This is a genomic window from Vibrio sp. SCSIO 43009 (assembly GCF_023716525.1).
In the GTDB taxonomy this organism is placed as follows: Bacteria; Pseudomonadota; Gammaproteobacteria; order Enterobacterales; family Vibrionaceae; genus Vibrio; species Vibrio alginolyticus.
Map to the genome: position 1 here is coordinate 44,993 of NZ_CP071844.1, position 12,584 is coordinate 57,576.

The window sequence follows — 12,584 nt, forward strand, 5'->3', positions numbered from 1 at the left end:
TTATTGAAACCGAGGCTTTGAAAAGACAGTGAGGGGCGGATTACATCATGGCGCAGGTTTATTATCGACCTAGAAAGACGTCGGATATATGTTAGCGACCGTATCATTCAATTAGCCATTGCATCCTGAGGTGCGTCCATATATGTTGCTTAAATCGATGGAACTAAATCAAGAAGCTACGATCTGATCGTGTATGGACACTCCCTCTATTGCAAGTAAATTTTAATGAAAATGAAGGTATAACTGCCCACGTGTATTCGGTTTTATTAGTGATGCCTTAATTGCGCATCGAACCATAATGGCGTTATCCGCACATTAACTCCCAAACGGCTACACGAGCTATTAGCTCTTTGATCAGGTTGGGTTTTGATAATGTTGGTTTGACCTATTTTCCATCATTTCTTTACTATGCAATTCTTCATATAACTGTTTTCAAAAATCAATAACATTTAAGCCGCAGCGCGAGATGCGTCATACTCAACGTCTTTGGCAACAATAGCCCACGAGATCCTTGCCAACTTGTTCGCAAGCGCGATGATCGCTACGTTCGGATGCTTAGTGATACTTAGCTTTTTGATCCATAAACTTAAGGCGTCTGTTTTATCCTTAACATAGCGAAATGCAGCTCTGGCGCCATGAACCAATAACTTTCTCAGGTATCCATTGCCTCTTTTGCTTATACCTAATAACCTCTCTCGTCCCCCAGTACTGTATTGTCGAGGAACCAACCCTAATGATGCCGAAAAATCTCGACCTCTTTTAAAACTCATGCCATCACCAAGGTCAATAAGTAGTGCACTGCAAACGAGTGGGCCAATGCCGATGATTTTCATTAATCTTTGAGCAACAGGGTTGTCACTAAGACTCAATTTTATCTTATTAGTTACCTTATCAATGCGTTCATCTAGCGTGATTAAATCTTCGTACAATACTTGTAGCAACTCCCTAAATTGGAATGATAACGAGTTTTCTACGTCTTCTAACCAGTAGGGAATATGTTTTCTCAAATTACTGATACCAACAGGTGCAACGATTCCATATTCAGCGGTTAAGCCTCTAATCTGATTAGCCCTGGCAGTCCTCTGAGCAATTAGTTCTTCTCGGACACGGTGCATTGATTGAATATCTTGTTGCTCGCTCGTCTTTACAGACACAAAGCGCATATTCGGCCTGTTTATCGCTTCGCAAATGGCTTCAGCATCGACTTTGTCATTTTTATTCGTTTTGACATAAGGCTTTACAAATTGACCTGCAACAAGCTTCACTGTATACCCCGCTTTGATAAGTTCTCTTGCCCAGTAATGAGAGGAACCACATGCTTCCATTCCAATGATTGCTGTAAAAGGCACTCGTTTCATGATCGCTTTTAACCATGTGTTTCTTGCATATTTTCCCTGCCAGGTCGTTTTTTCATTTTCATCAACAGCATGAATATGGAACACATTTTTTGCCAAATCGACACCCACACGAATAATCGTTCCCATCTGAGCCTCCCATCCTACGAATAAACCATGTTTATATAATGTAGCTAATCCAGTGTGATAAGGGTGAGGGGTGTCCATACCATTGGCTACACCCATTAATCGTCGTAGCCTCATGCCTAAACCTCGTTACAAAACAACTAACTGGACGCAGTACAACAAAGCCTTAATAAACCGTGGCTCTCTGACCTTTTGGATTGATGAGGAAGCGATAGCCGAGTGGAAGCAAAACAAACAAGGCAAGCGCGGCAGACCTCGCCAATTCAGCGACTTAGCCATTACTACTGCACTGATGGTGAAACGCATATTCTCTATGCCGTTGAGAGCACTGCAAGGATTTCTAGACTCGGTATTTAAGCTGGCTAACATCCCGCTAGTTTGTCCCCACTACACCTGTATAAGCCGTCGAGCTAAGGAAGTTGAGGTTTCATTTAAAACTAAAACCAGAGGTGCGATACAACACCTAGCCATTGATGCCACTGGCCTCAAGGTTTATGGCGAAGGCGAATGGAAGGTCAAGAAGCATGGTACTGACGGGAAGCGTAGGGTTTGGAGTAAGCTGCATATCGCAGTAGATACTAGCACCCACGAAATAGTCGCAGCAGAGCTGAGCTTATCTAACGTAACCGATGCCGAAGTACTTCCCAACTTGCTTAAGCAGACACGCCGTAAAATCATTGAGATATCAGGCGATGGTGCTTATGACACAAGGAATTGCCATGATGCCATACGGCTCAAGCGAGCTGTTCCGCTCATTCCGCCACGAGAAGGGGCAGCCTTCTGGGAACGAGGACATCCTCGCAACTTAGCAGTGGGTTGCCAGAAGCTCTACGGCTCTAACAAGAAATGGAAAAAGCGGTATGGTTATCATAAGCGCTCGCTCTCAGAGACAGCAATGTATCGGGTAAAACAGTTGTTAGGTGGGAAATTAAGCCTGAGGGACTACAACGCTCAAGTTGGTGAGACTTACGCTATGATCAAAGCGCTGAACAAGCTTACAGGGCTGGGTATGCCTGAAACTCAGTATGTTGTTTAAGAACTGAACAACATGGGGCTACCATGTCTTCTCATCGAATTAAGCAACATATATGGACGCACCTCAGGATGCAATGGCTAATTGAATGATACGGTCGCTAACATATATCCGACGTCTTTCTAGGTCGATAATAAACCTGCGCCATGATGTAATCCGCCCCTCACTGTCTTTTCAAAGCCTCGGTTTCAATAACCATGTTGCGTTATCAGAGTGTAGTAAGGATGGTTCACCGTTTATTCATCAGCTATTGCAAACTCAGTTGCTTCTCTAGGATAACTCCTTAGAACTTGCTATTTTTTATCAAACAGGCTTAAAGGCCTGATTAATATCGTATTCACTATTTTTCATCAAGATGTGCCATGCTACCCGACCGAGCTTGTTTGCAAGAGCGACAATCGCTTTTGCTTTGCCTCGGCGTGCAATGAGTCCTCTCAACCATGCTCCCATAGAATCCACTTTGTTAGCTCCACACCGAACCACTGCGCGAGCGCCGTGAATAAGTAATGCTCTTAATTCGCGATTACCATTCTTCGATAGAGAGCCGAGACAACTTTTTCCACCTGTACTATTTTGTTTTGGAACCAGGCCACACCATGCTGAGAACTGGCGACCATTTTGGAATTGGTGTCCAGTACCTACCTCACTAATCAGTGCCGCTGTCAAAATCGGACCAAAACCAGGAATATTCCGAATAGCCTCATACCTTGGATTTTGCTGACTCAACATGGTGACACTTTGGGTCATTTCATCTATCTCTTCGCTAAGGCTGACAAAGTCACAGTATAAAGTTTGCAGTAAGTTCCTCATTACTGGGGAAAGATCATTCTCTGCATCTTCAAGAGCTATCGGTAAATGACTTCGCAAAGCTTTAATAGACAAAGGGAAAACCACTCCGTATTCAGCGGCGAGTCCTCTGATCTGGTTCGACAAGGCAGTTCTGTTCTCCACCAAGCGTTTACGGACACTGCGTATTGCTTTGAGGTCTTGTTGCTCAACAGACTTAACAGGAACAAAATGAATATCAGGCCTAGAAAATGCTTCGCAAATTGCTCTCGCATCATTAGCATCATTCTTTTGTCGCCCAACAAATGGCTTTACGTGCTGAGCTGGGATAAGAGCTACGCTATGTCCAAGCTCTTGAAATATTCTGCCCCAATGATGCGAAGTTGCGCATGATTCCATCGCAATAGCCGTTTTCTCTGGTAATTGACGGACTGTATCAAGAAGCTTGTCACGCTTTACCTTTCGGTTTGACAAGATTTGTCCATCAGAACTCAACACGCATACTTGAAAGAGGTTTTTGGCTATATCGATACCGACAACTTTAATAGACATGATGATTACTCCTGCTCTTACTGGTTGCACCATTAGTTTGGTACAACGGTGCTAGAAGGGAAGTGCGTCCATCACATCAAAGCCTGTTGTTTTGTTCGAGTCATAAGTAAGAGTCCTGTTTATAGTTATGTACACAAACTTTGTGTGGGCAAATCTGACACAGAAGAGCACTCTCGAAAATCGAACAAGGAAATTTATGAGCGTTCGAGCACAAGTTTGTTAATGTCAAACTCGTTTTTTGTTAATTGGCGCATCATTTTGATCATTTCATCAGTAGGGTTAGTTTTTATCGCGCCATTTTCTAATCAAGAAAACCCTAATAAACTGAGCAATTGCTTATTAAACAAGGCATCATACGTTTTCATTTACCAACAACGTTCTTGACTCCGCTTGCACATCAGACCAGCTCGTTAGCGAATTTATTCCTGTTTTCATCGATTTACATGTAACAAATATGTGCCTAACCCTGTTAAATACCAGCAACATTGTTGGTTAATTTCTCCACACCCACACGAAACAATCACCAAAACTATCAATTTAACGCTCGTTCGCGCTTTTGTGAGCAATATATCGAACGTAAATGATAAAAAAAAACATACTAGTTGTAAGTTTATTAAAGTTGCATAAGGTAAAGGTCATGACGGCTTATCAACGAATGGAAACCGACGTTGTCATCATTGGCGGCGGCGCGACCGGCACAGGCATCATGCGAGACTGCGCATTGCGAGGCATCGCGTGCATTCTGTTAGAGAAAGATGACATCGCCTCCGGCACCACGGGTCGTAACCACGGCTTGCTGCACTCTGGTGCGCGCTATGCCGTCACTGATGCAGAATCGGCCAAAGAATGCATTCAAGAAAACCAAACGCTCAAACGCATCGCTCGCCATTGTGTGGAAGCGACTGACGGCCTATTCATTACCCTGCCTGAAGACGAACTCAGCTTTCAAGACACCTTTATTCAGGCTTGCGGCAATGCCGGTATCGAAGCGACCCGTTTAACGCCAAAAGAAGCACTCGCGCTCGAACCGAACGTGAACCCGGCGCTGATCGGTGCGGTGAAAGTGCCCGACGGCACGCTGGATCCGTTCCGTTTATGTGCCTCGAACGTCCTTGATGCCAAAGAGCACGGCGCGCGCATGTTCAACCGCACCATCGTCACCAGTTTGATTCGCCAAGGCGATACCATACTCGGTGTACGCTGTTTGCAATTGGGCACCAACCAACAGTTTGAAATCTTTGCCAAAGAAGTGATCAACGCCGCGGGCATTTGGGGACAACATATCTGCGAATATGCCGACCTCAACATCAAGATGTTCCCTGCCAAAGGCTCGCTGTTGATCCTCGATTACCGCATCAATAACTTGGTGATCAACCGTTGCCGTAAACCTTCCGATGCCGACATTCTGGTGCCCGGCGACACCATTTCACTTATCGGCACCACGTCCGAACACATTGATTACGACCAGATCGACAACTTGCACGTCACCGAACGTGACGTGGATGTGCTGTTGGCAGAAGGCGCGAAACTTGCGCCGATCATGGCCAATACGCGCGTACTGCGTGCCTACGCGGGGGTACGTCCTTTGGTTTCGGTAGATGACGATGGCAGTGGCCGGAATATCAGCCGCGGCATCGTTTTGCTCGATCACCAAGAGCGCGACGGCCTCAAAGGCCTCACCACCATTACCGGCGGCAAACTGATGACCTACCGCTTAATGGCGGAATGGGCGACCGACTTAGTGGCGAAGAAACTGGGCAACACTCAGGCGTGCGAAACCCACACGCGCCCACTGCCGGGGTCAAACGAAACGCCAAAAGCCATCAAGAAAACCGCCAGCATCGCCAAACCGGTGTATGAATCCGCCATTTATCGCCATGGTGAACGCGCCACGCAATTCTTGTCTGACGATGCCAAGAGCCAAGCGATTATTTGTGAATGTGAAATGGTCACTGCGGGCGAAATTGAATACGCGATTAAACAGCTCGACGTCAACAACTTGGTCGATCTGCGCCGCCGCACTCGCTTAGGCATGGGCCCTTGTCAGGGCGAACTGTGCATCTACCGTGCGGCCAGCCTGTTTTCCGAATATGGTCAGGTCGATGGCTGTCAATCGAGTGAATTGTTGGTCGATTTTCTAGAAGAGCGCTGGAAAGGCATCAAACCCATTTTCTGGGGTGATGCGCTGCGCGAAGCGGAATTCAGCTATTGGATTTACGAAGGATTACTCGGTGCCAGCGACCTGCCCCAGCCCGCTCAATCAGAACACCCTCAAGCAGAACAACAAAAACAGGAGGCGGAATTATGATGCATTATGATGTGGCCGTGATCGGCGGGGGCATTGCGGGTTATACCGCTGCAATTCGCAGCCTGCAAGCTGGCAAAAAAACCGTGCTCATCAATCAGGGTCAAAGCGCGTTACATTTCTCTTCCGGCTCCATTGATGTGCTGGCGAAATTACCAGATGGCAGCGCGGTCACCCACCCGTTTGATGCCCTCGACGCATTACAGCAACAAGCGCCGTCCCATCCGTACAACACGGTGGGTCGTAGCACGCTGCAAAAAGGGCTGGAATGGTTTCGTCAAACGCTCGCCACCGCGAACGTGCCGCTATCGCATCAAGATGATTTGGCCAATCACGGGCGCATCACGCCGCTTGGCACACTCAAAGCGACTTGGCTATCGCAGCCATTTGTTTACCAACACCGCCAAGAAGTTTCGTTTGAGCGTATTGTGGTGGTTTCGATCGATGGCTATCGCGATTTTCAGCCACAAATGCTGAAAGATAACCTTCACCAGCATCCCGATTTTCAAGGTGTGCCGATTCACACGGTCACCCTGTCGATTCCGGGGTTTGACGGATACCGCCGCAACCCAAATGAGCTGCGCTCAATCGACATTGCACGTTTGCTAAAACACGATGCCGCGTGGACCGCGCTATGCGATGGTTTGATGCGTGCAGCCAATCGCAACGACTTGGTGATCATGCCCGCGATCATGGGCAACGGCGATGGCCTAACGCTGCTAACGAAGCTACGCGACACCACGCAACTGCAATTTCACGAAGTGCCGACCATGCCACCATCGCTGCTGGGTATTCGCATTGAAGAGGCGCTCAGTCGCACCTTCCTGCTGCTGGGTGGCATTCACCTCAAAGGCGACAAAGTGGTCAACGGCACGTTTGACGGCGAGCGTCTGGTTAGCCTGCAAACGCAAAACCTGCGCGACATGGCCATCAGCGCTGACAACTACATCATGGCAACCGGCAGCTATTTCAGCCAAGGGTTGCATGCCGAGCAACACGCCATCCAAGAACCGATCTTTGGCTTGCAAGTGACGCATAAACCAGCACGCGTTGATTGGCGCAATCCGGCCTTCTTTGCCGACCGTTCACACCCTTTTATGGCATTCGGTGTCGAAACCAACGCGCAATTGAACCCACAGCGCAGCGGCGTCACCATTAAAAACTTGTACTGCTGCGGCTCCATGTTGTCGGGATACGATCCCGTGTTTGAAGGGTGCGGTGGCGGCGTCGCGATTGGCACCGCCTACCACGCCATCATGCAATGCCTAGAACCTCAATTGTCAGCGTCTCACCCTAACCCATTCGATCAGGAGGTGCTCGCATGAACGCGCCATTTTCAAAAGCTGCTCCTCTGAATACCAGCTTTGACCAATGTATTAAATGCACCGTCTGCACGGTGTACTGCCCCGTGGCAAAAGCCAACCCAGATTACCCAGGCCCGAAACAGTGCGGGCCGGATGGCGAGCGCCTGCGCATTAAAAACCCGGAATATTACGACGAAGCGCTTAAATACTGCACCAACTGCAAACGCTGCGAAACCGCGTGTCCTTCTGGGGTGAAAATCGGCGACATCATCGCCGTCGCGCGGGGTAAACATGGCAAGAAACCGCTCAATCCGAAACTGATGCGTGACTACGTGCTGAGCCACACCGACCTGTTCGGCTCACTGGCCACGCCATTTGCACCAGTGGTGAACTTCGCCACATCGATGCCATTGGTGAAAAAAATCATGCACAAAACCATCGGCGTGCATGACCACAAAGCGTTGCCGAAATACTCGCACGGCACGTTCCGTCGCTGGTTTAAACAAAATTGCACCAGCCAGCCGCTGTATCAGCGCCAAGTCACCTACTTTCATGGCTGCTACGTCAACTACAACCACCCACAATTGGGCAAAGATCTGGTGAAGGTGTTGAATGCGATGAATATTGGCGTGCGCTTGCTGAACAACGAGAAATGCTGCGGCGTGCCTTTGATTGCCAACGGTTTTCATGACAAAGCGCGTAAAAACGCATTGCTGAACGTGAAGAACATGGAAACTGCGGTCAATGAATATCACACCAAAGTGATTTCAACCTCCTCAACTTGCTCGTTCACGCTGCAACAGGAATACCCGCATGTGCTCGGCGTCGACAACAGCCAAGTGTCCAACGACATTGAATACGTCACGCGCTTCCTGCTGAAAGAGTTTATGAATGGCAATGCGCCGAAAATGAAACCGGTCAACCTCAAAGTGGTTTATCACACGCCTTGTCACTTGGAACGCAGTGGCAACGTGATGTTTACCATTGAGTTACTGCGCATGATTCCGGGCCTAGAACTGATTGTCCTCGATAGCGAATGCTGCGGTTTGGCGGGCACCTATGGCTTTAAAGAAGAGAACTATGACGTGTCGATGAAAATCGGCTCGCACCTGTTTGACTCGATCAAAGCCTCCGATGCAGATTTTGCGATCACCGACTGCGAAACCTGTAAATGGCAAATCGAAGAGAACACCGCGCTGGAAACCATTCACCCGGTCAGCTTGCTGGCGCAAGCACTGGCTTAGTCTTCCAACCCCAAAAAGGCGTCTTCAAAGAAAGTCGTTTCAACGCTCAACGTACAAAAAAGCGGGCATTGCCCGCTTTTCTTCTGTCACTTTCGCTTTTCGTTTGCTGCTGTCTATCGCACCACAGCATGGCGAAGGCTGTCGACCTAACGAATGGTCACGTCAGATAAGCGATACCAGCCCGACGCCTGCAACCCTTCATTGGCCAGATTCACTTCTGCCTCAGCATGGCGATCGACCAAAGCCAACTCAAGGTAGTAATGGCCGGTGGGGATCGTTTCAGGCAAAGTGAAACTGCTGGAGGTCGCGTGTTCACCCGGCAGCCAACGCATGACATCTGCGGTTGAGACGTTGAAAAACGCGGTTTCTTCGTCCTCATTCACCAATCGATACGCCAGATAATGGTGCTGATACGGTGGCGCGTTCCCTTCGTTCACAAGCAAGGCCTGAACCGTCATGGTCGCGCCCGGCGTCAATTCAGCAGGGTGCACCAGTGTGTCTACACGCAGACGATAGCCAATTTGAGCCAACGCATCGTCCAACAAATCACGATACTGAGTCGGCACCACGTGCGATTTCAGGTTCAATGTCGAAGCGTGCTGCGCAATCGCCCAATCCAAGCTTTCTGGTATGGCTACCAATCTGCAAAATCAGCTTGGAAAGGTTCAAGTCACCTAGAGTTGGAAAATTCGGACATTGCCCAGAGTTGGTTAAAAGTCGTTTTAATGGCGATGGCTATCACTTTTTTAAATCCACATGTATATCTGGATACGGTGGTGATACTCGGGGGCGTGACTGCTCAAATGGAACCTGATGAAAAACTATTGTTTGTTATAGGGGCACTGATCGCATCAGGGGGCTGGTTTTATGGATTAGTGTATTTGGCTAACAAGTTGATCCCACTTTTTAGTAAGCCAAGAACATGGCGAATTTTAGATTCTGCGATTTCATGCATCATGTGTGGTATTGCATTGAAGCTGGCAGCACCTTTGTTAAGCCAATACATATAGAGCGTCGCGATGAAGCTGCATTTCTATTAACTAAATTGCTCCTGTTAGATTGGACACTGAGTTTCCATACCAGAAGTTATTCGTCCTTTGCTAATTTAAGTAAATACTCTAAACCATTTCTGTCCAAATAACGTTTAGAAAAAACTGTATGGTTCGATGGAGGAGTTACAAAAAGATCTGGACGAATGGATGGACTACAACAATCATCGTACTTATCAAGGAAAAATGTGCTGTGGCAGAATGCCAATAGAAACATTAGAGGATGGGAAATCAATCTGGGCTAAAAAGAATTTAGCCCAGACGTAATTTGACAGGTACTGAATCGAAAAGTGGGTAACTGTCAGATCATGTCTGAACTATTACAGTTTAGTTGATCACTACAGTGCTAGCTGTTACTTTCCTTCTATTATTCCTGATTATGGTTTTTTTGTTGAAAACAGTTCTGTCAATTATTGCCTTTGTCGCTTCCTTATTTTCATCCGAACTCTTGGCCGCTGAAGTCGCTATAGGCATACAAGCCACAATGAATAGTATCGATATTCAAGAGTCCAAGGATAACGAAAAAACAATTGCCCGCATGACCAGCGACATAAAGTATTATCCGACGGTATCACTCCTGTCGGACGAGTACTATTTTAGCAAAGATTCTAACGTTGGTGTTCAATTACAATTTGATTGGAGTATATTCAAAGTTGATAAGCAAGAAGTCGGCGGGAATGACACTGGCATTGATTTGGGAACATCCATATCGGGCTACGCCCTATCGGGTGTACCGGTCCTCTTTTACCACTTTAACCGGCACAACCGTAATGAATGGAATGTAAAGTTAGGAACAGGATTGGGACTTGGGTATTTAAAGCTCAAGGGGGATTATCAGATCACAGATGTGACACATCCCGATTACAGTAAGAAAAAACAAGTAAGCATGGATGAAGTAGGGCTTGCGGTCGGTGTCTACCTGGAAGCAAATAAAGGAAATCATGTTATCTCGGTTTACAACTTTAGTCCTGTTACCCAAAGTGGTACCTCACAATTGGAAGAATATAATTTTTTCTTATCTTATAAGTATCGCGTTAATATTGATGGCCTACTTTACCCCTGAACTGCTACAGTCAGACTGGGCACTTCATCAAGCGATATTTTGCTGTTCAGTGTCAACTGGGTTTAAGCACTCTGTCTTTTCGTCAGATTATAATCAACCGTAATGTACTCAAAGGCCGTTTACCTTGTCTCATATCTGAGCGGTTCGTATTGGATCGCTTCAACTTTGATCGAATGGAAGAAACTCTCAACATTAGCTGAACAGCTTGTTTTTTTCTGCTGAGATGTTGGAATTTGGAATTTGGAATAGTCTGAGTATGAAAGTTCTCTTTATGCTCATGGTTCGGAGAGCTTTAAGCAATTTAATGAAGAACTGGGGGAGAAGAGTTTTCGTGAATGATTGAAATGGTTTTTTGAATACTCGGTGCGAGAATCCAAAAGTTCACGATAGTTCCATCAACAATTGTTCAGGATTTTCACGGTACTAAAGTACGCTTCATTACACGCTCTCAAGTGAGTGAGTTTGTTGCGGAAACAACATGCTAACAAACTTGTTTAAGAGCGATTCGCAATGTGTAGCATTTTTCGTTTGCTTTGGCTGTAGTGTGTACGACACAGTATTTTAGGCTAGTGGTCTGCATTACTCACCACTTAATACGGCGTTATAAACCGAATGCTCCACGTTTAGTAGACACTTTACTAAGTTAGATCTAGGGTCTACTTGAGAGGTGATTTACGGCTAAACAAATCGCAGCGCTCTTCTTTTCAACAAATATACACAGGGGTAGGGGAACTCAACGTTTTCATTATTGATCCACATACAAACTGTCCAAATTCCTATTAACAGGTGTGATAATAGTAGAAACTTAACCAACTAAGAATGTATGGTCGTCCACTCATCGGTTGAACTGCTATAATTTCCTTTAAAATCAGACAAATAAAGTCTAGTTTAATACTCGATTATTGTGCTCATATGTTGGATAGACTATCGCTAAGTAGCGCATGATGGTACACCAATTACTAGCTCTATTGACTTCTGCAATTCATTCTTTGCCTTTAAGTCAATAAGGCTCGTGTTGATTCGTGTTGACTTGTTTATACCTCTTTCAAAGTTAAAAACAGGCTTTATTGTTGTATCGAATATCTGTTTGCAATAATTACTCTAATGATATCATACTGACGTACCATTTTTTACTATGATTTTTCTGTTAAGTGATTGATTTAATAGACAATGAAATTTTAATCAAGAAATGCATATCTATTATGTACACATAGTGTATAGTATCTGAAGCTCAAACAGTGAGCTATTGATAATACATTTAGTTCAAGATCTTCTCAGTTTTTATTCGATTAAGTTCGTCATATCTATCCTGCGATACCTTTTTCTTCATTCCTTATTTAGTAGCTTTCTTTTTTATTAATTCAATGTATCGAGATATATTATGTCAAATAAAACAACTGGATCAGTAAAATGGTTTAATGAAACTAAAGGTTTTGGATTCATCACTCCAGATAACGGTGGTGCTGACCTTTTTGTTCATTTCAGATCAATTTCTGACGAAGGTTTCAAAACATTATCTGAAGGCCAAAAGGTTTCTTTTAATGTTGAACAAGGTAACAAAGGCCCACAAGCTGACAACGTTACTTTAGTATAAGAGTTATTTAAAAGATCTCTTCGTTAGTCGAGGTCTTTTTTGTTTAATTTTAATAATCAGCCCGATGACTCTAAAAACTAATCTAAAATAATATTGGTATTTGCTTGGTCTGCTACCAGAAAATAGGTAAACAATGATGTACTAAAAATCCATGTTCTTACTAGGTTAAATAC

At 45.6% G+C, this 12,584-nt stretch carries 10 protein-coding genes and 1 pseudogene; 8 read left to right on the forward strand and 3 right to left on the reverse strand.

Going from position 1 to position 12,584, the window contains the following annotated elements:
• Positions 1-449: 449 nt before the first annotated feature.
• Positions 450-1,484 (reverse strand): IS110 family RNA-guided transposase, encoded by a 1,035-nt coding sequence (locus J4N43_RS24050; protein WP_064377512.1) that lies wholly within the window; start codon positions 1,482-1,484, stop codon positions 450-452.
• Between the two features lie 112 nt (positions 1,485-1,596).
• Here J4N43_RS24050 and J4N43_RS24055 point away from each other — a divergent pair, with 112 nt between their 5' ends.
• A complete protein-coding gene (locus tag J4N43_RS24055; RefSeq protein ID WP_025594252.1) occupies positions 1,597-2,517 on the forward strand; it encodes an IS5 family transposase in 921 nt (306 codons plus the stop codon).
• A 300-nt stretch (positions 2,518-2,817) separates the two neighbouring features.
• Here the strand turns inward: J4N43_RS24055 and J4N43_RS24060 are convergent, their stop codons facing one another.
• The gene (locus J4N43_RS24060) at positions 2,818-3,852 is read right to left on the reverse strand and encodes an IS110 family RNA-guided transposase (RefSeq protein WP_140136440.1); all 1,035 of its coding nucleotides are present in this window, start codon (positions 3,850-3,852) and stop codon (positions 2,818-2,820) included.
• 637 nt (positions 3,853-4,489) lie between these two features.
• Between J4N43_RS24060 and glpA the strand changes: the two genes are divergently transcribed.
• The 3 genes from glpA to glpC are packed head-to-tail and all read left to right on the forward strand — an operon-like array spanning position 4,490 to position 8,705.
• Positions 4,490-6,160 (forward strand): anaerobic glycerol-3-phosphate dehydrogenase subunit A, encoded by a 1,671-nt coding sequence (glpA, locus tag J4N43_RS24065; protein ID WP_025594253.1) that lies wholly within the window; start codon positions 4,490-4,492, stop codon positions 6,158-6,160.
• Positions 6,157-7,482, forward strand: coding sequence for a glycerol-3-phosphate dehydrogenase subunit GlpB (gene glpB / locus J4N43_RS24070; protein WP_014257458.1), 1,326 nt, complete (start codon positions 6,157-6,159; stop codon positions 7,480-7,482). Before glpA ends, glpB begins: the two co-directional genes overlap by 4 nt.
• Positions 7,479-8,705: an anaerobic glycerol-3-phosphate dehydrogenase subunit GlpC gene (glpC, locus tag J4N43_RS24075; RefSeq protein ID WP_004726856.1), complete on the forward strand. Its 1,227-nt coding sequence runs from the start codon at positions 7,479-7,481 to the stop codon at positions 8,703-8,705. Before glpB ends, glpC begins: the two co-directional genes overlap by 4 nt.
• Before the next feature lie 146 nt (positions 8,706-8,851).
• On the opposite strand, the gene J4N43_RS24080 is transcribed toward glpC, so the two are convergent.
• Positions 8,852-9,325, reverse strand: coding sequence for a DUF4832 domain-containing protein (locus J4N43_RS24080; RefSeq protein WP_025594143.1), 474 nt, complete (start codon positions 9,323-9,325; stop codon positions 8,852-8,854).
• Here J4N43_RS24080 and J4N43_RS24085 point away from each other — a divergent pair.
• From J4N43_RS24085 to cspE, 4 genes and pseudogenes are all read left to right on the forward strand, one after another.
• On the forward strand, positions 9,302-9,715 hold the full coding sequence (locus J4N43_RS24085; protein WP_025589760.1) for a LysE/ArgO family amino acid transporter: 414 nt from the start codon (positions 9,302-9,304) through the stop codon (positions 9,713-9,715). The genes J4N43_RS24080 and J4N43_RS24085 overlap by 24 nt on opposite strands.
• A 138-nt stretch (positions 9,716-9,853) precedes the next feature.
• Positions 9,854-10,021: pseudogene (locus J4N43_RS24090) on the forward strand (IS481 family transposase); the annotation flags it as partial.
• A gap of 124 nt (positions 10,022-10,145) precedes the next feature.
• Positions 10,146-10,817, forward strand: a complete 672-nt coding sequence (locus tag J4N43_RS24095; RefSeq protein ID WP_033905380.1) for a hypothetical protein — start codon at positions 10,146-10,148, stop codon at positions 10,815-10,817.
• 1,381 nt (positions 10,818-12,198) lie between these two features.
• Positions 12,199-12,411, forward strand: a complete 213-nt coding sequence (gene cspE / locus J4N43_RS24105; protein WP_053307303.1) for a transcription antiterminator/RNA stability regulator CspE — start codon at positions 12,199-12,201, stop codon at positions 12,409-12,411.
• Positions 12,412-12,584 lie beyond the last annotated feature (173 nt).

What these genes read in the sequence shown, in the direction of transcription:
- J4N43_RS24050 (WP_064377512.1), bottom strand. Translation starts at nt 1,484, where the DNA reads ATGGGAACGATTATTCGTGTGGGTGTCGATTTGGCAAAAAATGTGTTC.
- J4N43_RS24055 (WP_025594252.1), top strand. Translation starts at nt 1,597, where the DNA reads ATGCCTAAACCTCGTTACAAAACAACTAACTGGACGCAGTACAACAAA.
- J4N43_RS24060 (WP_140136440.1), bottom strand. Translation starts at nt 3,852, where the DNA reads ATGTCTATTAAAGTTGTCGGTATCGATATAGCCAAAAACCTCTTTCAA.
- glpA (WP_025594253.1), top strand. Translation starts at nt 4,490, where the DNA reads ATGACGGCTTATCAACGAATGGAAACCGACGTTGTCATCATTGGCGGC.
- glpB (WP_014257458.1), top strand. Translation starts at nt 6,157, where the DNA reads ATGATGCATTATGATGTGGCCGTGATCGGCGGGGGCATTGCGGGTTAT.
- glpC (WP_004726856.1), top strand. Translation starts at nt 7,479, where the DNA reads ATGAACGCGCCATTTTCAAAAGCTGCTCCTCTGAATACCAGCTTTGAC.
- cspE (WP_053307303.1), top strand. Translation starts at nt 12,199, where the DNA reads ATGTCAAATAAAACAACTGGATCAGTAAAATGGTTTAATGAAACTAAA.